20 protein-coding genes and 1 pseudogene are annotated in these 19263 nt (G+C 58.9%); 19 read left to right on the top strand and 2 right to left on the bottom strand.

Features of this window, described 5'->3' with window-relative positions:
• Positions 1 to 2 precede the first annotated feature (2 nt).
• From GM668_RS07940 to erpA, 8 genes are all read left to right on the top strand, one after another.
• Positions 3 to 1742: an esterase/lipase family protein gene (locus GM668_RS07940; RefSeq protein ID WP_155438399.1), complete on the top strand. Its 1740-nt coding sequence runs from the start codon at positions 3 to 5 to the stop codon at positions 1740 to 1742.
• Between the two features lie 2 nt (positions 1743 to 1744).
• Complete coding sequence (locus tag GM668_RS07935) at positions 1745 to 3454, top strand: T6SS immunity protein Tli4 family protein (protein ID WP_155438398.1); 1710 nt, start codon at positions 1745 to 1747, stop codon at positions 3452 to 3454.
• Entirely contained in the window at positions 3451 to 3720 is a 270-nt protein-coding gene (locus GM668_RS07930) for a PAAR domain-containing protein (protein ID WP_371868658.1), read from the top strand. Before GM668_RS07935 ends, GM668_RS07930 begins: the two co-directional genes overlap by 4 nt.
• 146 nt (positions 3721 to 3866) lie before the next feature.
• Positions 3867 to 4295, top strand: a complete 429-nt coding sequence (rplM, locus tag GM668_RS07925) for a 50S ribosomal protein L13 (RefSeq protein ID WP_155438397.1) — start codon at positions 3867 to 3869, stop codon at positions 4293 to 4295.
• 9 nt (positions 4296 to 4304) lie between these two features.
• Complete coding sequence (gene rpsI, locus GM668_RS07920) at positions 4305 to 4697, top strand: 30S ribosomal protein S9 (RefSeq protein ID WP_154375548.1); 393 nt, start codon at positions 4305 to 4307, stop codon at positions 4695 to 4697.
• A 151-nt stretch (positions 4698 to 4848) separates the two neighbouring features.
• Positions 4849 to 5886: an N-acetyl-gamma-glutamyl-phosphate reductase gene (argC, locus tag GM668_RS07915; protein WP_155438396.1), complete on the top strand. Its 1038-nt coding sequence runs from the start codon at positions 4849 to 4851 to the stop codon at positions 5884 to 5886.
• Positions 5887 to 5892: 6 nt separating this feature from the next.
• Positions 5893 to 6285 carry a hypothetical protein gene (locus tag GM668_RS07910; RefSeq protein WP_155438395.1) on the top strand — a complete coding sequence of 131 codons (393 nt, stop codon included), beginning with the start codon at positions 5893 to 5895 and terminating at the stop codon, positions 6283 to 6285.
• A gap of 92 nt (positions 6286 to 6377) precedes the next feature.
• Entirely contained in the window at positions 6378 to 6749 is a 372-nt protein-coding gene (gene erpA, locus GM668_RS07905) for an iron-sulfur cluster insertion protein ErpA (RefSeq protein WP_155438394.1), read from the top strand.
• A gap of 61 nt (positions 6750 to 6810) precedes the next feature.
• Here erpA and GM668_RS07900 read toward each other — a convergent pair whose 3' ends face one another.
• Both GM668_RS07900 and GM668_RS07895 read right to left on the bottom strand, forming a co-directional pair.
• On the bottom strand, positions 6811 to 7908 hold the full coding sequence (locus tag GM668_RS07900) for an anhydro-N-acetylmuramic acid kinase (protein WP_155438491.1): 1098 nt from the start codon (positions 7906 to 7908) through the stop codon (positions 6811 to 6813).
• 403 nt (positions 7909 to 8311) lie between these two features.
• Positions 8312 to 9694, bottom strand: coding sequence for a M23 family metallopeptidase (locus GM668_RS07895; RefSeq protein WP_155438393.1), 1383 nt, complete (start codon positions 9692 to 9694; stop codon positions 8312 to 8314).
• Positions 9695 to 9851: 157 nt separating this feature from the next.
• On the opposite strand from GM668_RS07895, the gene tyrS reads away from it, so the two are divergent.
• The 11 genes and pseudogenes from tyrS to GM668_RS07840 all read left to right on the top strand — a co-directional run bounded on the left by tyrS (position 9852) and on the right by GM668_RS07840 (position 19252).
• The gene (tyrS, locus tag GM668_RS07890; protein WP_155438392.1) at positions 9852 to 11108 is read left to right on the top strand and encodes a tyrosine--tRNA ligase; all 1257 of its coding nucleotides are present in this window, start codon (positions 9852 to 9854) and stop codon (positions 11106 to 11108) included.
• Positions 11105 to 11560, top strand: coding sequence for a D-aminoacyl-tRNA deacylase (gene dtd, locus GM668_RS07885; protein WP_155438391.1), 456 nt, complete (start codon positions 11105 to 11107; stop codon positions 11558 to 11560). Before tyrS ends, dtd begins: the two co-directional genes overlap by 4 nt.
• Complete coding sequence (locus GM668_RS07880) at positions 11560 to 12198, top strand: YbhB/YbcL family Raf kinase inhibitor-like protein (RefSeq protein WP_155438390.1); 639 nt, start codon at positions 11560 to 11562, stop codon at positions 12196 to 12198. Before dtd ends, GM668_RS07880 begins: the two co-directional genes overlap by 1 nt.
• A 5-nt stretch (positions 12199 to 12203) precedes the next feature.
• A complete protein-coding gene (locus GM668_RS07875) occupies positions 12204 to 12842 on the top strand; it encodes a histidine phosphatase family protein (RefSeq protein WP_155438389.1) in 639 nt (212 codons plus the stop codon).
• A 187-nt stretch (positions 12843 to 13029) separates the two neighbouring features.
• On the top strand, positions 13030 to 14046 hold the full coding sequence (gene dusB, locus GM668_RS07870; RefSeq protein ID WP_170305543.1) for a tRNA dihydrouridine synthase DusB: 1017 nt from the start codon (positions 13030 to 13032) through the stop codon (positions 14044 to 14046).
• A 42-nt stretch (positions 14047 to 14088) separates the two neighbouring features.
• Complete coding sequence (locus GM668_RS07865; protein ID WP_155438388.1) at positions 14089 to 14322, top strand: helix-turn-helix domain-containing protein; 234 nt, start codon at positions 14089 to 14091, stop codon at positions 14320 to 14322.
• A gap of 110 nt (positions 14323 to 14432) precedes the next feature.
• Positions 14433 to 16019 carry a bifunctional phosphoribosylaminoimidazolecarboxamide formyltransferase/IMP cyclohydrolase gene (purH, locus tag GM668_RS07860; RefSeq protein WP_155438387.1) on the top strand — a complete coding sequence of 529 codons (1587 nt, stop codon included), beginning with the start codon at positions 14433 to 14435 and terminating at the stop codon, positions 16017 to 16019.
• Between the two features lie 105 nt (positions 16020 to 16124).
• Positions 16125 to 16577, top strand: a pseudogene (gene ruvC / locus GM668_RS07855) (crossover junction endodeoxyribonuclease RuvC); the annotation flags it as partial.
• Between the two features lie 234 nt (positions 16578 to 16811).
• A complete protein-coding gene (gene ruvA, locus GM668_RS07850; RefSeq protein WP_155438385.1) occupies positions 16812 to 17393 on the top strand; it encodes a Holliday junction branch migration protein RuvA in 582 nt (193 codons plus the stop codon).
• 27 nt (positions 17394 to 17420) lie between these two features.
• A complete protein-coding gene (gene ruvB / locus GM668_RS07845) occupies positions 17421 to 18479 on the top strand; it encodes a Holliday junction branch migration DNA helicase RuvB (protein ID WP_155438384.1) in 1059 nt (352 codons plus the stop codon).
• Positions 18479 to 19252, top strand: coding sequence for a glutaminyl-peptide cyclotransferase (locus tag GM668_RS07840; RefSeq protein ID WP_229499033.1), 774 nt, complete (start codon positions 18479 to 18481; stop codon positions 19250 to 19252). The genes ruvB and GM668_RS07840 overlap by 1 nt, the downstream gene beginning before the upstream one ends.
• Positions 19253 to 19263: the final 11 nt, after the last annotated feature.

Here is a 19263-nt window from a genome sequence, read left to right as displayed (position 1 = left end):
AGATGGCGACTGGACAACGATTGCCTGTGGACGTTGATAGCGGCGGCAAGAAGGCAAAGGGCTATTGCACACCACGGCAGCTCAAACAACCGCAGGTGATGTGCGTGGCGCCGAACCGCGTGCTGCCGATTGTTTTTATTCCGGGGATTATGGGGTCGCATTTGCGAATGAATAAGGCGCGGCAGGAGAAACTGAAGAAATCGGACAATATTGCATGGCGCCCGGATGATACGGGAGCGTGCCTGGAGTTGAAAGATGCCACGCCAGCTCAACGGCAGGCACAACTCGATCCCGAGGCCACAGAAGTCGATGATTATGATCCGAAGTTAAATCCCACTGGCAATCCGGGCGAGACCGCCGATGCACGGAACAAGCAGATAACGAATTTTGCGACCCTGTATTTAGGCCGGGCTGATTCGCTGCTGCTGATCGATGACCCTGTTACTACGCCCAATCGCCGCACCAAGGTGCAGAAAGCGTTGGAGCGGGGCTGGGGGGAAGTCTATTACTCGAGTTACGGTGTATTGCTGCGCTTATGTGAGAAAAATTTCAATGATCCATTCGGTGATGACGGCAACCCGGCGGGATGGTGGCGCCGCACCATACTGGATGTGCCGCCTGCCAAGTGGGGCGCCTATGCGCAGCCGCCATTGCAGCCGCTCACTGCGGAAGAGTTCAAGCAGATCATGCGTGGCTGCTGGTATCCGGTGCATGCGATGGGCTATAACTGGCTTAGATCGAATCGGGAATCGGGGAAGTACATTGCGGATCGTGTGCGGGCATTGATCCAGTCGTACAGGGCCAAGGGATTCAAGTGCGAGAAAGTGATTTTGGTGACGCATTCCATGGGGGGACTGGTGGCGCGGGCAGCGGTGCACCCGGAAATGGGTGGGTTGAACGAGGTGCTTGGTATCGTTCACGGCGTGATGCCTGCCATTGGCGCCGGGGCGGGCTATAAACGCATACGGTGTGGTTTTGAGGGGGATACAGACAGCATACTGCGCAAGGTGCTGGGGCAAAAGGGGCCGGATGTGACTTGTGTGCTGGCCAATGCGCAGGGCGGGCTGGAATTGCTGCCTAGTCAGACATATGGCAATGGCTGGCTGCAGGTGCAGCACCATGGAACGACGCTATTTCAGTTGCCGGCCAAGGGGGATCCTTATGAGGAGATCTACAAGGTCCAGGGAAAGTGGTATCAGTTGTTGAATGAGCTTTGGATTAATCCCGGTGGGCTAGATGGCTATGGGATGCGAAATACCTTGAGATTGCTCGACAAAGCAAAGACCTTCCATCAAACCCTTGCTGGCTTTTACCATCCAGTTAGCTACGCCCATTATGGCGTAGACACGACTAGGCGGGCGTGGAAAAAAGTCGTGTGGGATCTCGACACGCATGTTAACTCCAGTGAAATTGCTGGCCTGGCGCTAAGCGACGACAATGCGGAGGGGCAGTTGCGGCTAACTAGCCCTGTCAAGAAAGGGGCTCTCGCAGCCGGAGTACCGGTATTGGCTGTGCAGAGCCAGGCAGGATTGCCGATTGGGGCCACCCTCTTGCCCGCTGCCGACCCTGGCGATCAAACCGTGCCCCTGTCATCAGCGGAAGACCAATTGCATAGTGGAAAATTCCGCGGCATTTTCCGGCAGATCGGTTATGAACATCAAGCCAGCTATAAGGATGAAAACGCGCTGTACAGCACTGTGTACAGCATCGTTCGCATTGCCCAGACAATGAAGTGGAGCTAACCATGAACTTGATCACTCGCGTATTGCTTTGTGCCTGCTTTGCAAGCTCGTTGCCGACGCTGGCGCAATCCACTGGCGGCCGCGCCGCCATCACCCAGGAAAGGGCGACCACTATGTCATTGCCACATCGCTTGCAGCCACTCTTTAAGCGTACGAAAGCCATTTGCTTTACCCGTTTTGTCATCGAGGTGCCGGCGTCAGCTAAGGTTGTCTACGGGCGGATGACAGTTGATACAGAAGTGAGCCGCTATGCAGGTCAAGCTGCGGAACTGGATGGGAGAATAGAAGAATATATGAGGGAAAATATGCGGCGTGAAAGTGCTGGTACGGCTAGTCCGGATGCCGTGCTCGACGATCGGGCGGGGAAGCGCTTGCCAGGGGAAATGCCGGGACTGACGCATTTGTTGAGCAAGTCTGGGCTCGCGCGATATCACCTGCATTCGTTCTTTGTACTAGGCGACGACATTTATTTGATGGAAGGGCTGGGGATTTTTGAGGAGGATCTTCCACGAAAGTTCAATATGCACGAAGAAGTGGCACGCCAGCTCCGTGCCCGCAAGGATAATGAAATCCCGTCCGGTGAAGGCATTTGCATCGATGGCGCTATCGCGGACCGGCGGTCGACATATGAAAACATCCAACTCGGCATCCGCCTGGCAGAGTTCCCCGATGTGCATTTCTCGATTGAGTCGCGGAAAAATCTAAATTACGTCAAGCCCCAACAGGATTTCCTCGACCGCTATGCCAGCTCGGAACGTATGGCGCGTGCGCATGGCCAGGGCAAATGGTATGACCGCATCAAATTTTTCAGCCGTGAGTCACGTACGGTGCTTGAGTGGAATGGCCAGCAGGTGCTGGCGAGAGTACCTGCATTACCTGGCAGTCACGACCGGCATGAGTTCAATTTTTACAGTGTGGGTGCAGCGAATGACCCATTTCACCCTGAAGTTGACATCGAACTGGATACTGGCCTCAAAGACAATAAAAAGGGCGCCCGGGCACCAAGCCTGACGGATGCGGAAGCGCTGGCGTTGTGGGATAAGTTACTCGGTTCAATCAAGATACGGCCGGTCGCGGCACCTGTCGATGCCAAACCTGTCGTCACACTCGGCATGGTATCCAGTGCCGGCCCTTGCCCGCAGGCTGGCTGGTGGAAATGCCTGGATGCGGACCAAGATGATGGCCGCACTGAGGTAAAAGGCGGGCAACTGCGCTATTTCCGTGACGGGGGCGCGATGCCGCAAGCTATTCTGCAGTCACGCAGTGGGTGGTCGCGCCTGTTTGGTGAAGGTAAGACGTTTCAAATGGCCCAGCCGTCGCAATGGCAGCTGATCGACCGGCGGTGGTGTGCCCGTCCGTTACAACCGGGTAGCGCGCAATTAAGTGATGCCCGGGACATGGTGGTCGGGGGCGCTGCGGCAGATCTTGCCGAGGTCACGCTGGCGCCTGGCGCCACGTGTGCCTGCGGTTCGCCAAGTCCGGCCAGTGGCTGGTGGGGATGCAAAGACGCTGGTGCTGTCGAGCCGGTGCGCTGGTTTGCGCAAGGGGAAACCACGCCGGATATCCGCTATCGCGTCCACTTGCACTGGTGGCAGCGTCTTGCGGGGCAACCAGCCGTGGTTGCGCGCAAAACCGCCTGGCAATTGCTACGCGTAGACGAGCGGAACGTGCCGATTGCGTTGACGGAAACCAAATTGGCAGGAGATCAATGATGGCTAACGTGATCCGGCTGGGTGATCCCACTTCTCATGGCGGCAAAGTCATCGAATGCTGTTCCCGCAATGTCAAAGCCGGTTCGATCCCCATCGCAGTCGTTGGCGACAAGGTCATGTGTCCGATACGGGGACATGACAACTGCACCGTCGCAACCGGTCACCCGCGCCATCGCATCAACGGCAAGGCTGTTGCTTATGAGGGAGACAAAACCAGTTGCGGCGCAACCTTGCTATCGACCCGGCCGAATTTCTCACTCAAATAGCCGGCTTGACCCGTTTAATTAAACACTGCTATACTCGCAGGCTTTCCATTCGCTCAGGAAAAGTAAACAAAAAGGCTGCGTCCGCTGCAACACCAGGGCGGAACCACCATTTGAGCGTTAGTTAATCTTTCACAGAAAGTCAAAACATGAAAACTTTTTCCGCTAAGGGCCATGAAGTCCAGCGCGATTGGTTCGTGATTGACGCGACGGACAAAGTCCTCGGCCGTGTTGCCAGCGAAGTGGCACGCCGACTGCGCGGCAAGCATAAGCCAGAATTCACCCCTCACGTTGACACCGGCGACTTCATCGTTGTCGTGAACGCAGGCAAACTGCGCGTGACCGGCACCAAAGCAACCGAGAAGACCTACTACCGTCACTCGGGCTACCCAGGTGGCATCTACGAAACCAACTTCCTGAAAATGCAACAGCGTTTCCCTGGCCGCGCCCTGGAAAAAGCCGTTAAAGGCATGCTGCCAAAAGGCCCACTGGGCTACGCAATGATCAAGAAGCTGAAAGTGTACGCTGAAGGTTCGCACCCGCACGCTGCCCAGCAACCTAAAGCACTCGAACTGTAAGGAATTGCCATGATCGGTAACTACAACTACGGCACCGGCCGTCGCAAGAGTGCAGTGGCTCGTGTGTTCATCAAAGCTGGCACCGGCCAAATCATCGTCAACGGCAAACCAGCCGCTGAATACTTCTCCCGCGAAACCGGCCTGATGGTTATTCGTCAGCCGCTGGAACTGACCGGCAACACCGAACGTTTCGACATCAAAGTCAACGTGCACGGTGGCGGCGAGTCCGGCCAGGCAGGTGCAGTGCGCCACGGTATCACCCGCGCCCTGATCGACTACGATGCAGCGCTGAAGGGCGATCTGGCACGCGCCGGCTTCGTGACCCGCGATGCACGTGAAGTTGAGCGTAAGAAAGTTGGTCTGCGCAAAGCACGTCGCGCAAAGCAATTCTCGAAGCGTTAATTTCGCTTATGCAGCACCTGGCTTGCCAGGTGCTGGTGGAAAAGCCGCCCGGTTCGCCTGGCGGCTTTTTGCTTTTTTCAGCAGGCGACGCTGGTTTTTCAGCCCTGATAAAATACACGTCCTTTTTACCATTCACTCTCAAGGAAAGAACATGATCAAAGTTGGCATCGTCGGCGGCACCGGTTACACCGGAGTGGAACTGCTGCGATTGTTGGCAGTCCATCCACAAGTGCAGCTGACGGCAATTACGTCGCGCAAGGAAGATGGTTTGCCGGTGGCTGACATGTATCCTTCCCTGCGCGGCCGTGTGAATCTGGCATTTTCCGCGCCGGACAAAGTGGACTTGACCCAGTGCGACGTGGTGTTTTTCGCCACCCCGCACGGCGTGGCCATGGAGCAAGCGCCTGCGCTGCTGAAAGCTGGCGTGAAAGTGATTGACCTGGCGGCGGACTTCCGCATCAAGGACCAGGCTGTATTTGAAAAAACGTACAAGATTGCCCATACGGCGCCACAGCTGATCGATGAGGCCGTATATGGTTTGCCGGAACTGAACCGGGAAGACATCAAAGGCGCGAACCTGATCGCCAATCCGGGCTGCTACCCGACCACGATGCAGCTGGGCTTCGTGCCGCTGTTGAAGGCCGGCGTCATTGACGCGGGCAATTTGATTGCTGACTGCAAATCCGGCGTGTCCGGCGCGGGCCGCAAGGCGGAAATCGGTATCCTGTTCTCGGAAGCTTCCGATAATTTCAAGGCTTACGGCGTATCGGGCCACCGCCACACGCCGGAAACCGTTGCGCAGCTGCAGCGTTTCACTTCTGACAAAGTGCGCCTGATCTTCACGCCGCACCTGGTGCCGATGATCCGCGGCATGCACTCGACCTTGTACGCGCGCCTGACCAAGGACGTGTCGAACGAGGAATTGCAAAAGCTGTTCGAGGACGCATATAAGGATCAGCCATTCGTTGACGTGATGCCCTGGGGTTCCCATCCAGAAACCCGCACCACGCGTGGCGCGAACATGCTGCGCCTGGCGCTGCACCGTCCGGACAATGGCGACACACTGATCGTGCTGGTGGTGCAGGACAACCTCGTGAAAGGCGCATCCGGCCAGGCAGTGCAGTGCATGAACTTGATGTTCGGCCTGGACGAAGGCACGGGCTTGAACAATATTGCGCTGCTGCCGTAATTGCCTGTGAAGAACGGCGCTAAAGGCACGGTGGTGCTGGAAGAAAAGCGGCCGCCACTGGCGGCCCGCGTGCTGGGCATTGCCGTGGTGCTGGTGATGGCTGGCGTGCTGGTGGTGTGGGGCGTGGACCTGGGCAAGCGCATTATGGGCGCCAGCCACGGTTCGGGCGTGCCGGACGTGCAGCGGCAGCTCGATGACGCGCAGGCGGAAATTGCGCGGCTGACAGCGGAGCGCGATGCGTTGCAGGCGGCGCTGAAGGCGGCGGGTGTACCGGCGCCGCCGTCGCAGGGTGTGGGGCTGACGGAAGGCGCCGGCGCTGCGGCATCGGGTTTCGCTGCATCAGCCGCGGCTGCAGGCACCGCAGCATCCGGCAAAATTACCGCGTTGCCGCCGAAATAACGTTGTTGCGTAGTGGATCGTAGAAGTGGCCGCCTACAGCATGAGTTCGTGCGACGGTCTATAATAAGGCATTGATTTTGAAGGAGTACCAAATGAGTGAAGTAGCAGAAGCCACGCAAGCGCAAGACGCGATTCCGTCGCCCATCGTTTTCACCGATGCGGCCGCTGAAAAAGTTGCGCAACTGATCGAAGAAGAAGGCAATCCAGACTTGAAACTGCGCGTCTTCGTGCAGGGCGGCGGCTGCTCCGGCTTCCAGTATGGCTTCACGTTCGATGAAATCACCAACGAAGATGACACGACGATGGAGAAAAACGGCGTGCAATTGCTGATCGACGCGATGAGCTACCAATACCTGGTTGGCGCGGAAATCGATTACAAGGATGATCTGGAAGGCGCGCAGTTCGTCATCAAGAACCCGAACGCCCAGTCGACTTGCGGCTGCGGTTCGTCGTTCTCCGTTTAAGGTCTTCTGCTGATGCCGCCTGGCGGGCGATCCCGCCGGCGCGGCTTCGTGCCTACCCCGCTTAGCGCGGGTAGAGTGCACCCAATACCCGTTCTCCCTTCGCCCCTGTTACAGCGGGCAAATTTCCTGCCTGCCGCTCGTTGAAGCGGAATGCCAGCCACGCAAACGCCAGCGCTTCCATGCGGTTCGGCGGCACGCCCAATGCGTCGGTCGACGCGACTTTCACGTTCTGTCCCAGCTTGTTTTCGATCGCTTGCATCAGCACGCTGTTGTAGGCGCCGCCGCCGCAGAGGTAGACGGCTTCCGTACGCGGGGCATGGGTGGTAATGGCATCGGCCAGCGATTGCGCTGTCAATTGCAGCAGCGTGGCCTGGACATCCTGCGGCCGGGCGTCCGGGTAGTGGCTCAAATGGCGTTGCAGCCAGTCCATGTGGAATAAATCGCGGCCGGTGCTTTTTGGCGGAGGCAGGAGGAAATACGGGTCTTGCAGCATGGCTTGCAGCAGTGGCTGGATGGGCGTGCCGCTGGCGGCCCAGGCGCCATTGTCGTCATAGGGTTTGCCCTGGTGCCGGGCGATCCATGCATCCATCAGCACATTGCCGGGGCCGGTATCGAAACCGGTGGCATTGTTGTCGCCTTTGAGGATGCTGATATTGGCGATGCCGCCGATATTGGCCAGCACACGGGTTTTGCCTTGCTGGGCAAACAGCGCCTGGTGGAAGGCGGGCACCAGCGGTGCGCCCTGGCCGCCGGCGGCGATATCGCGGCTGCGGAAATCGGCAATCACGTCGATGCCGCACAATTCGGCCAGCAGCGCGGGATTGTTGGTCTGGCGGGTAAAACCCAGTTCGGGCCGGTGGCGGATGGTTTGGCCATGCACGCCGACTGCGCGTACGTCGGCAGCTTTCATGTCCGTGGGGGCGAGGATATCGGCCACGCATTGTGCATACAGTTGCGCGAGGCGATTGGCGGCCAGCGCTTCCCGCTCCAGTTCGTTGGGCGAGGCAGCCTGCAGGGCCAGCAGTTCAGCGCGCAAATCGTCAGGGAAGGGCACATAAGCCGCCGACATGGTGCGCGCCGCGCCCGCCCAGAAATCCACCAGCACGCCATCCACGCCATCCAGGCTGGTGCCGGACATCAAGCCAATAAACAAGCTCATCATTCCCCTCCCACGTTCAATTCCCCCTATTGTCGCCTGTCCCGCGCTCAACACAAAACCCGAACACCACCCAATAGCCCGTTGATTAATCAGCTTAGTGTGGGGTCAGACGTGCATTCATGCGTTTCCCCGCTGGGGTCAGACGTGCATTCGTGCGTTCCCGCCATAGGAGAACCGGCTGTAAGAACCGTTTTTTCGCGGTAGAGCCTGCTTGAATTTTCAAGCGACCTCAACAGTGCGAAATCCAGTGTTGTTGCGGGTTTCAGGACGAATTACATGCATCAATGCGTGCCTGACCCCACGGGGAATATGCACGAATGCAGGTCTGACCCCACGGTGGGGAAATGAAAACGGCGCCGCTGGGGCGCCGTCTGGTTCGCTGCCGCAGGGCAGTAGGGCAGGATTATTTTGCAGCCATCATCGCGGCCGTGCGGCCCAGTGGGCGCAGCAGGGCGAAGCGGTGCATCATCTCGCCGGAGACCGACTTGAAGCGCGCCATTTCTGCCGTCGTCAGCGGCGCCTGCTGGATCATTGCCAGCTTCGAAGGGTCTTTCGCATCGCCGCCCACACGGAATTCATAGTGCAAGTGCGCGCCCGTCGACCAGCCCGTGGAACCCACATAGCCAATCACGTCACCCTGCGATACTTTCTGGCCTTTCTTCAAGCCAGGCGCAAAGCCGCTCATGTGCGCATAAGCCGTCGTGTAATTCGCCCAGTGCTTCAGCACGACCAGGTTGCCGTAGCCGCCCTTGTCCATGCCCGCGAAGTCCACCACGCCATCGCCCGCAGCGCGGATCGGCGTACCGGCGGCTGCCGCGAAGTCGATCCCTTTGTGCTGTTTCCAGTTGCCGGAAATCGGGTGCACGCGCATCGAGAAGCCGGACGAAATACGGGAGAATTCCAGCGGCGACTTCAGGAACGCTTTTTTCAGCGCCTTGCCGTCAACGCTGTAATAGCCGCTCTGGCCCGACACAGGATCTTCAAACCACACGGACTGGTACGTCACGCCACGGTTGGTGAATTCACCCGCCAGGATACGGCCGGCTTTGACGAATTCGCCATCCTGATAGAACGATTCATAGACCACATTGAAGTTGTCGCCGCGCTTCAGGTCGGAGCGGAAGTCAATGTTGGTCGAGAACATTTCAACGATTTGCTTGACCACGGAATCCGGCAGCTTGGCGCCATCGTTGGAATTGTCCGTCGCGGCAAACAGCGTGGTTTCAATCGTGCGCGAGTGCATTTCCACGCGGCGTTCCAGTTTCGCGGCCACTTCCGAAGCCTCGAACTTGTCGCCATTGCGCGTAATGGAAATGTTTTTGACAGGAATGTCCTTGCCATCCACCACGGTGGCGCGCAGCCAGATCAGGTTGCCGTTTTCATCCGTCTGGGCTTGTACACGCTTGCCGGTTTTCAGCTGCATGACGCCCTTGGCGACTTTGTCTTTCTTGATGAAATTTTCGGCAGCATCATCTTCCACACCCAGGCGCGTCATCAGGGTTGCCAACGTGTCACCAGCGCGGATGCGCTCTTCGTGCACGTATTTTTCAGTGGATTCTTGCTGCTGGAGGGCGTTGATTTGATCAGACAGGCTAGGCAGGGCGAGGTCGGTGGTAACCGACGTGACCGGCAGCTCCGCGGCGTCCGGCGCCAACGGAGCGACGCCAGCCGCACCAAAAGCGCACACAGCGAGAAACAATGCTGATGCACTCATGATGCGCGCTTTGCGCGTCGAACCTAGCAAGTTGACCAGGCCGGAGCCTGTGAATTTGTTTATAGGGTCCATGCAATCAGTTAAAATTTACCGCTTGAACTTTCCGGGACTTTGATATTTTTATAGTTGTCTAATTGGTTCGTTTTCGTACGGCAAGATTGGTCGGATCGCGAATTATATCAAACTATCGGACTCCTCCTACATTTTTAAAAGAACGCGTTACCCCCTTATGGATCAGACAACCCATGCGCCGAAGAAGGCGCCCAACACCGTATTGCCGTTGACCGACAGCGTCCAGGAAGCCCTGGCCATCACTAAACGCGGCGTCGATGAGCTGCTGATCGAAAGCGAATTCGCGCAAAAACTGGCCCGTTCGGAACAGAGCGGCGTGCCGCTGCGCATCAAGCTGGGCCTGGACCCGACTGCCCCGGACTTGCACCTGGGCCACACGGTCGTGCTGAACAAAATGCGCCAGCTGCAAAACCTGGGCCACCAGGTGATCTTCCTGATCGGCGATTTCACGTCGATGATCGGCGACCCGTCCGGCCGCAATGCCACCCGTCCGCCGCTGACCCGCGAACAGATCGAAGAAAACGCGAAAACGTACTTCAAGCAGGCATCGCTGGTACTGGATCCCGCTAAAACCGAAATCCGCTACAACTCCGAGTGGTGCGACGCGCTGGGCGCACGCGGCATGATCCAGCTGGCGTCCCGCTACACGGTGGCGCGCATGATGGAGCGCGATGACTTCACGAAGCGCTTTAAAGCCGGTACGCCGATTTCCGTCCATGAATTCCTGTACCCGCTGATGCAGGGCTACGATTCTGTTGCCCTGAAAGCCGACCTGGAGCTGGGCGGCACGGACCAGAAATTCAACTTGCTGGTAGGCCGTGAATTGCAAAAGGATTGGAACCAGGAGCCGCAGTGCATCTTGACGATGCCGCTGCTGGAAGGCTTGGACGGCGTGGAAAAAATGTCGAAGTCCAAGAACAACTACATCGGCATCACGGAACCGGGCAACACCATGTTCGGCAAGCTGATGAGTATTTCCGACGACATGATGTGGCGCTACTACGACTTGCTGTCGTGGAAGTCCATCGAAGATATTGCCCAGTTGAAACGCGAAGTGGCTGAAGGCCGCAACCCGCGCGATGCGAAAGTCGCGCTGGGCCAGGAAATCGTCGAACGTTTCCACTCGCGCCAGGCAGCCGAGGAGGCGCTGGCCGACTTCGTCAACCGTTCCAAAGGCGGCATCCCGGACGATATTCCGGAAGTCGCGCTGGGCGGCGCGCCGGCAGGTATCGCCAATATCCTGAAAAACGCAGGCTTGTGCGCTTCCACGTCGGAAGCCATGCGCATGGTGGAGCAGGGCGGCGTGCGCCTCGATGGCGCCGTCATCAGCGACAAGGGCTTGAAAGTCGAAGCCGGTACCTTCGTCGTGCAAGTTGGCAAGCGCAAGTTTGCCCGCATCACGCTGTCCGCATGATCGGCTTGCTGCAGCGTGCGTCCAGCGCCCAGGTGGTGGTCGATGGCGACACCGTGGGCGCGATCGGCCATGGATTGATGGTGCTGGTGTGCGCGGAAAAGGGCGATACGGAAAAAGAAGCGGATGCCTTGCTGGCCAAGTTGCTGGGCTACCGCGTGTTTTCCGATGACGCCGGCAAGATGAACCGCAGCGTCGCCGATGTAGCGGGTGGTTTGCTGCTGGTGCCCCAGTTCACGCTGGCGGCTGACACGAAATCCGGCACCCGCCCCTCGTTCAGCCCCGCCGCCGCGCCGGCCGACGGCGAACGCCTGTTTAATTACTTTGTCGAACAAGCACGGGGGAAACACCCCGTGGTGGAAACGGGCCGCTTTGGCGCCGACATGAAAGTGTCGCTGACCAACGATGGTCCCGTGACGATCTGGCTGCAAGTGGATCCCAAGGGAGGGCAGTAATGAAGCTGTGGAGTGATTCCTTTAAAGATGGCGGTGCGATTCCCGCCGAATTTGCCTTTGCCGAACAGGATGCGGCCACGCATATTCACCTGTCCGCCAACCGCAATCCGCACTTGGCGTGGGGTGACGTGCCGGCCGGTACGCAATCGCTGCTGCTGGTGTGCATCGATGGCGACGTGCCCACCATCGGTACCGACGTCAACCAGGAAGGCAAAACCTTGCCCGCCTCGATGCCCCGCGCAGACTTTTACCACTGGACGCTGGCGGACATCCCCGCCACGGTCACGGCGATCGCCGCCGGCCAGCTGGCCGATGGCGTGGTGGCCCAAGGCAAGCCCGGTCCGGATGCCGCGTTGAACGGGGCGCCGGTCCGCCAGGGCGTCAACGATTACACAGGCTGGTTTGCCGGTGATGCACAGATGGCGGGCGATTATTACGGGTATGACGGCCCATGTCCTCCGTGGAACGATGAACGGCTGCATCATTACGTTTTCCGCTTGTATGCGCTGGATGTGCCGCGCCTGCCGCTGGACGGCCGGTTCACCGGGCCGCAAGCGCTGGAAGCGATCCGCGGCCATATCCTGGACGAGGCGCAGCTGATCGGTTCGTACACGTTAAATCCGGCAGTCGCTAACTGAACGAGATGACGACAATCTTATTGATACGCCACGGCGAAACCGCGTGGAACGCGGTACGCCGCCTGCAAGGGCACATCGACATTGCCCTCAATGACGAAGGCGTGCGCCAGGCACAAGCCTTGGCCCGGGCGCTGGCGGACGAACCGCTGGCCGCCGTTGTGTCCAGCGATTTGCAGCGCGCCGTGCAAACGGCGCAGGCTGCGTGCGCACACCATGCGTTGCTAGTGCAGCAAGATGAGCAATTGCGCGAACGGGCGTATGGCGTGTTCGAAGGCATGCTGTATGCGGACATCGAGCGCCAGTACCCGGCGGAGTTCGCCAAGTGGCAATCGCGCGATGCAGATGCCGTGATGCCGCACGGGGACCGGTTCGCGGAAAGTTTCAGGCAGTTTTATCAACGTTGCATTGCCGCCATCACGGAATGGGCCGAGCGTTATCCGGGCAAAACCATTGCCATCGTGGCGCATGGCGGCGTGCTGGAATGCGCGTACCGCGCCGCGAAAGGCATGAGCCTGGACAGCCCGCGCGACTTCCAGGTGCGCAACGCCAGCATCAACCGCTTTACGTTGTCTGACGGGAAATTGTCATTGGACAGCTGGGGTGAAGTCGATCACCTCGCACTGGCGCTGGACGACATCATTTAAGTTCCGGCCGGATGGACGGCGGCAAAGTGTCCTGAACACTTGCCGCCGTTGTTATTTCTACACGGAAAATCTGTTTCATAACCACTATGCTGCACAAACAATCGAACAATACAAAATTGTGCTTATAAATTGAGCAGTTGTTCGGTTAAAATAGTCGGCTTCCCCATTCGAGAAACAGGTTCACACGGTGCAGATCGGTCCGCATATCCTCCGCAATAACGTCTTTGTCGCCCCCATGGCGGGCGTGACAGACCGGCCATTCCGGCAGCTGTGCAAGCAGCTGGGCGCCGGTTATGCCGTGTCGGAGATGGCTGCGTCGAATCCCCGCCTGTGGGCCAGTGAAAAGAGTTCGCGCCGCATCGACCACGCAGGCGAGATGGAGCCGAAAGCCGTGCAAATTGCGGGCGCCGACCCGCAAGACCTGGCTGACTGCGCCAAATTCAACGTGGACAAGGGCGCGCAGATTATCGACATCAACATGGGCTGCCCCGTGAAAAAGGTGTGCAATAACTGGTGCGGTTCCGCACTGTTGCAGCACGAAGACCTGGTCGAGCGCATCGTCAATGCGGTGGTGCGCGCGGTGGATGTGCCTGTCACGTTGAAATTCCGTACGGGGTGGGACCGGGAAAACAAGAATGCCCTGCGCATTGCCCGCATCGCCGAACAGGCTGGTATACAAATGCTGACCTTGCATGGCCGCACGCGGGCCGATGGCTACAAGGGCGATGCGGAATACGACACGATTGCCGCCGTCAAAGCGTCCGTGAACATCCCGCTGGTGGCTAACGGCGATATCACGACGCCGGAAAAAGCTAAGTTTGTGCTGGAAAAAACCAAAGCTGACGCTGTCATGATCGGCCGCGCCGCCCAGGGCCGTCCGTGGATTTTCCGCGAAATCGATCATTTTTTGCGGACCGGGGAACATTTGCCCGCGCCGATGGTCGAAGAAGTACGCCACTTGATGGACGAGCACTTGCGCGCACACTACCAGTTTTACGGCGAATACCTGGGCGTGCGCACGGCCCGCAAACACATCGGCTGGTACGTGCAAGACCTGGAAGGCGGCGAAGCATTCCGTCAGCGCATGAACCGTATGGAATCGACGGACGAACAGTTGCTCGCAGTCAATGAATTTTTTGATTCGCAATTGAAATACGGTGAGCGGTTACAATACCGCCTCGCCGAACAAATGCTGGCAGCTTGATCGCTGCGCAGTTGGCAGAACATTTAGCAAGAAGATAAGAACATGAGCAAAGAAAGCATCCAGGAAGTCGTCCAAAAAAGCCTTGAAGATTATTTCAACGACCTGGGCGAACAAAAAGCTTCCAACGTGTACGACATGGTCGTTCTGACCGTAGAGCGTCCGATCCTTGAAGTGGTGATGACCCGTGCCGACGGCAACCAGTCGCACGCCGCCCAGATGCTGGGCATCAACCGCAATACTTTGCGCAAGAAATTGCAGGAACACGGTCTGCTGTAAACAGTCCGTTCCACGTCCGGCTGGCATGGCTGTGACTGGGCCATGTTGCCGGATGTTCCATCAGCACGTCAGCGTGCTCATCCAGAATATTCAACAACCTAGCCATAGCCATGATCAAACAAGCTCTCATTTCCGTCTCCGATAAAACCGGTGTGCTGGACTTTGCACGCGCCCTGTCCGCGATGGGTGTGAACATCCTGTCCACCGGCGGCACCGCCAAGCTGCTGGCCGACAACGGCGTCCCTGTGACCGAAGTCGCCGATTACACCGGCTTCCCGGAAATGCTGGATGGCCGCGTAAAGACGCTGCACCCGAAAGTGCACGGCGGCATCCTGGCCCGCCGCGACTTCCCGGAGCACATGGCGAAACTGGAAGAGCACAATATCCCGACCATCGACATGGTGGTGGTGAACCTGTATCCGTTCCAGGCCACGGTGGCCAAGGATACGTGCACCTTGGACGACGCAATTGAAAACATCGATATCGGCGGCCCAGCCATGCTGCGTTCGTCCGCCAAGAACCACAAAGACGTGGTGGTGATCTGCGATCCATCCGACTACGGCGTGGTGCTGGCTGAAATGAAGACCACGGACAATGCGCCAGGCTACGTCAGCTATGAAACCCGTTTCATGCTGGCCAAGAAAGTGTATGCCCACACGGCACAGTACGATGGCGCCATCGCCAACTACCTGTCGAGCCTGGGCCCGGACCGTTCGCACGCGAACCGTTCGTCGTACCCGCAAACCCTGAACGTGCACTTTGAAAAAGTGCAGGACATGCGCTACGGTGAAAACCCGCACCAGTCCGCTGCTTTCTACAAAGACTTGTCGCCCGTGGCCGGCGCGCTGGCCAACTACCGCCAGCTGCAAGGCAAGGAACTGTCGTTCAACAATATCGCTGACGCGGATGCCGCATGGGAATGCGTGAAATCCATGGGCGGTTTCGACCAGCCTGCCGCTTGCGTCATCATCAAGCACGCGAACCCATGCGGCGTGGCGCTGGGCGTGAGCGCGGTGGACGCGTACAAGCGCGCGCTGCAAACGGACCCGACTTCCGCATTCGGCGGCATCATTGCGTTCAACGTGGAAGTGGACGCGCAAGCGGCCACCGAGCTGGCCAAGCTGTTCGTGGAAGTGCTGATCGCGCCTTCGTTCTCCGCTGAAGCCAAGCAAATCCTGTCGGCCAAGCAAAACGTGCGCTTGCTGGAAATCCCGCTGGGCGACGGCGTGAACGGCATGGACTTCAAGCGTGTCGGCGGCGGTTTGCTGGTGCAATCGGCGGACGCGAAAAACGTGCTGCTGGCGGACTTGAAAGTCGTGACCAAGCTGCAGCCAACCCCGCAGCAATTGCAAGACTTGATGTTTGCGTGGCGCGTGGCCAAGTACGTGAAGTCGAATGCGATCGTCTTCTGCGGCAATAACATGACCTTGGGCGTGGGCGCCGGCCAGATGAGCCGCATCGATTCAGCCCGCATCGCTTCCATCAAGGCGCAAAACGCCGGCCTGACCCTGGCCGGTTCCGCGGTGGCGTCGGATGCCTTCTTCCCGTTCCGCGACGGCCTCGATGTGGTGGTGGATGCCGGTGCAACTTGCGTGATCCAGCCGGGCGGCTCGATGCGCGACCAGGAAGTCATTGACGCGGCCGATGAGCGCGGCGTCGTGATGCTGTACACGGGTACCCGTCACTTCCGCCATTAATCGGTAAGTAGTTCCGTACGGATCACGTAGGGCGGCTTCCATGCAGCGGAAGCCGCCCTACTGTTTTTATATACAGGTATGAATTATCCCGGGTACAATCCGGGGATGATTATCCTCGGCATCGACCCCGGTTTGCGCACCACCGGCTTTGGCGTTATCCATAAGCACGGCCACAAATTGCGCTACATCGCTTCCGGCACCATCAAGAGTGGCGAAGGGGAATTGCCTGCGCGTCTCAAAGTCATCCTGGACGGCGTGGCTGAAGTTGCCGCCACCTATAAGCCGGACTGCGCGGCGATTGAAAAAGTCTTCGTCAACGTGAATCCGCAATCGACCCTGCTGCTGGGGCAGGCGCGCGGTGCGGCGATTTGCGCGCTGGTCAGCAATGGTTTGCCGGTCGCCGAATATTCACCCACCCAATTAAAACAAGCCGTGGTCGGCACGGGCCGCGCTGCGAAGTCGCAAGTGCAGGAGATGGTGGCGCGTTTGCTGGCGCTGCCCGGCTTGCCCGGCACCGATGCGGCCGATGCGTTGGGCGTGGCGATTTGCCATGCGCATTGCCAGGATATGGTGGCCATTGCGGGCGCGGCCCATGCACTGTTGCAGGGGACCAAACCTGCACGGCGCAGCTTGCGCGCCGCCGCCACTGGCATTGCCGATGATCCCGTTGTGCCCGTGACTGGCTCGCGCACCGTGCGCAGCACAGGCGCCGTCGCCACCGCCATCGAGCTGGGTTCGCTGCGCATGCGGCGCGGCCGCCTGGTCGGCTAACTTCATTCAACGAAAGAATTTATGATCGGACGTCTCTCCGGCATCCTGCTTGAAAAAAATCCGCCGCAATTGCTGGTCGACGTACAGGGCGTCGGCTATGAAGTCGATGTGTCCATGAGCACGTTCTACAACTTGCCCGGCGTGGGCGAGAAAGTCGTGCTGTTCACGCACCAGGCCATCCGCGAAGATGCGCATTTGCTGTTTGGCTTTGGCAATGCGGAAGAGCGGGCCGTGTTCCGCCAGTTGATCAAGATTACCGGCGTGGGCGCGCGCACGGCGCTGTCGATTTTGTCGGGCATGTCGATTGCGGATTTGGCGCAGGCTGTCACGCTGCAGGAGTCGGGCCGCCTCGTAAAAGTGCCGGGCATCGGCAAGAAGACGGCGGAACGCCTGTTGCTGGAATTGAAGGGCAAGCTGGGCGCCGATATTGGCGCCGCTGGCGGTGCGCATGCCGTGCCGGATGCACAGACCGATATTTTGAACGCGCTGCTGGCGCTGGGGTATTCTGACAAGGAAGCGTTGCTGGCCCTGAAAAAGGTGCCGGCCGAAGCAGGTGTATCAGAAGGTATCAAACTGGCGCTGAAGGCGCTGTCGAAGGGATAATGCGCGTGACCCCGCGTCCGGATGAGCATGAGTATTCAAACTGACAATTTCACCGAGCAGCGCATCATCGATGCGGCCCCTTCGTCGCCGAACGAAGAAGCCATCGAACGCGCGTTGCGCCCCAAGCTGCTGGACGAATATGTCGGCCAGGCGAAAATCCGCGATCAGCTGGAAATCTTTATTTCCGCCGCCCGCAAGCGGCAGGAAGCGCTGGACCACACGCTGCTGTTCGGTCCGCCGGGCCTTGGTAAAACCACCTTGGCCAACATCATTGCGCGCGAAATGGGCGTGAATTTGCGCCAGACGTCTGGCCCGGTATTGGAGCGCCCCGGCGATCTGGCGGCATTGCTGACGAACCTGGAAGCCAACGATGTGCTGTTCATCGATGAAATCCACCGGCTGTCGCCGGTCGTCGAAGAAATCCTGTATCCAGCACTGGAAGATTACCAGATCGACATCATGATCGGCGAAGGCCCGGCGGCGCGTTCCGTGAAGCTGGATTTGCAACCATTCACCTTGGTTGGCGCCACGACGCGCGCCGGCATGCTGACCAATCCGCTGCGCGACCGCTTCGGCATCGTGGCGCGGCTGGAGTTTTATACGGTGCCGGAATTGACGAAGATCGTCACGCGCAGCGCGGCCTTGCTGAAAGCATCGATTGCGCCGGAGGGCGCGGCGGAAATCGCGCGCCGGGCGCGCGGCACGCCCCGTATCGCCAACCGCCTGCTGCGCCGCGTGCGCGATTATGCGGAAGTCAAAGGCAATGGCGACATCACGCAGCAAATCGCGGCCGATGCGCTGGTGATGCTCGATGTCGATACGGTCGGCTTTGACGTCATGGACCGCAAGCTGCTGGAAGCGGTCTTGTATAAATTCGGCGGCGGCCCGGTCGGCGTGGGCAACTTGTCCGCCGCCATCGGCGAGGCAGCCGACACCATTGAAGACGTGCTGGAACCGTATTTGATCCAGCAGGGCTATTTGCAGCGCACGCCGCGCGGCCGCGTGGCCACTCCCGCGGCCTATAAACATTTCGGCGCCACGCCGCCGCGCACCAGTCCAAACGGAGAACTGTGGGATGACCTTTAATGTTGACGCTTAATATGAAATGCGCCGCCGCCATGGGGTTGGCTGCGGTGGTGACGGCGCACGCGCATTCGGCCGTGCCCGTGTATGGCTACACGGTGAAGAAATCGTACCCGCACGATAGCGGCGCGTTCACGCAAGGCTTGTTTTTCCAGGATGGTTATCTGTACGAGAGTACCGGCTTGAATGGCCGGTCGTCGGTGCGGCGCGTGGAGCTGGAGTCGGGCAAGGTGCTGCAAAAGCGCGATATCCCCCAACAGTATTTCGGCGAAGGGATTGCCCCCATGGGCGGCGATATTGTGGCGCTGACGTGGACGTCGCAGACTGGTTTTATTTTTGATGCGAAAACCTTTGCATTGAAACAGACCTTCAACTATCCGGGCGAGGGCTGGGCGCTGACCACCGATGGCGAGCGCCTCTATATGAGCGACGGTACGCCATACATCCGTGTACTCGATGGGAAGACGCTGGGCCAGACGCGCCGCATCCGCGTGACAGCCGATGGCGAACCCGTCACGCAAATCAATGAGCTGGAATGGGTGGAAGGCGAGATTTACGCGAATATCTGGCAGACTGACCGCATTGCGCGGATCGACCCGTTCAGCGGCCGTGTCGTAGGCTGGATCGATTTATCCGGGCTGGCGGCGCAGGCCAATATCGTGCCGGGCGCCGATAACGTGTTGAATGGCATTGCGTACGACAGCAAGGCGCACCGGCTGTTTGTCACGGGTAAGCTGTGGCCGAAGATCTTTGAAATTGAAGTGAAGAAGAAGTAAGTCAGGGTTGC

Origin of the sequence: Pseudoduganella ginsengisoli (genome assembly GCF_009720865.1) — a bacterium.
Taxonomy (GTDB): Bacteria; Pseudomonadota; Gammaproteobacteria; order Burkholderiales; family Burkholderiaceae_D; genus Rugamonas; species Rugamonas ginsengisoli.
Note: the sequence above shows the minus strand (reverse complement) of the source record. Positions and strands in the feature narration are given on the sequence as shown.

Excerpts from the sequence above, each read along its gene's own strand:
- GM668_RS07935 (WP_155438398.1), top strand. The coding sequence starts at position 1,745 with ATGAACTTGATCACTCGCGTATTGCTTTGTGCCTGCTTTGCAAGCTCG.
- GM668_RS07840 (WP_229499033.1), top strand. The coding sequence starts at position 18,479 with ATGTTGACGCTTAATATGAAATGCGCCGCCGCCATGGGGTTGGCTGCG.
- GM668_RS07940 (WP_155438399.1), top strand. The coding sequence starts at position 3 with ATGGCGACTGGACAACGATTGCCTGTGGACGTTGATAGCGGCGGCAAG.
- GM668_RS07880 (WP_155438390.1), top strand. The coding sequence starts at position 11,560 with ATGAAGCTGTGGAGTGATTCCTTTAAAGATGGCGGTGCGATTCCCGCC.
- argC (WP_155438396.1), top strand. The coding sequence starts at position 4,849 with ATGATCAAAGTTGGCATCGTCGGCGGCACCGGTTACACCGGAGTGGAA.
- GM668_RS07900 (WP_155438491.1), bottom strand. The coding sequence starts at position 7,908 with ATGAGCTTGTTTATTGGCTTGATGTCCGGCACCAGCCTGGATGGCGTG.
- ruvA (WP_155438385.1), top strand. The coding sequence starts at position 16,812 with ATGATCGGACGTCTCTCCGGCATCCTGCTTGAAAAAAATCCGCCGCAA.
- purH (WP_155438387.1), top strand. The coding sequence starts at position 14,433 with ATGATCAAACAAGCTCTCATTTCCGTCTCCGATAAAACCGGTGTGCTG.
- rplM (WP_155438397.1), top strand. The coding sequence starts at position 3,867 with ATGAAAACTTTTTCCGCTAAGGGCCATGAAGTCCAGCGCGATTGGTTC.
- rpsI (WP_154375548.1), top strand. The coding sequence starts at position 4,305 with ATGATCGGTAACTACAACTACGGCACCGGCCGTCGCAAGAGTGCAGTG.
- tyrS (WP_155438392.1), top strand. The coding sequence starts at position 9,852 with ATGGATCAGACAACCCATGCGCCGAAGAAGGCGCCCAACACCGTATTG.
- GM668_RS07865 (WP_155438388.1), top strand. The coding sequence starts at position 14,089 with ATGAGCAAAGAAAGCATCCAGGAAGTCGTCCAAAAAAGCCTTGAAGAT.
- dtd (WP_155438391.1), top strand. The coding sequence starts at position 11,105 with ATGATCGGCTTGCTGCAGCGTGCGTCCAGCGCCCAGGTGGTGGTCGAT.
- GM668_RS07875 (WP_155438389.1), top strand. The coding sequence starts at position 12,204 with ATGACGACAATCTTATTGATACGCCACGGCGAAACCGCGTGGAACGCG.
- GM668_RS07895 (WP_155438393.1), bottom strand. The coding sequence starts at position 9,694 with ATGGACCCTATAAACAAATTCACAGGCTCCGGCCTGGTCAACTTGCTA.
- erpA (WP_155438394.1), top strand. The coding sequence starts at position 6,378 with ATGAGTGAAGTAGCAGAAGCCACGCAAGCGCAAGACGCGATTCCGTCG.
- GM668_RS07930 (WP_371868658.1), top strand. The coding sequence starts at position 3,451 with ATGATGGCTAACGTGATCCGGCTGGGTGATCCCACTTCTCATGGCGGC.
- ruvB (WP_155438384.1), top strand. The coding sequence starts at position 17,421 with ATGAGTATTCAAACTGACAATTTCACCGAGCAGCGCATCATCGATGCG.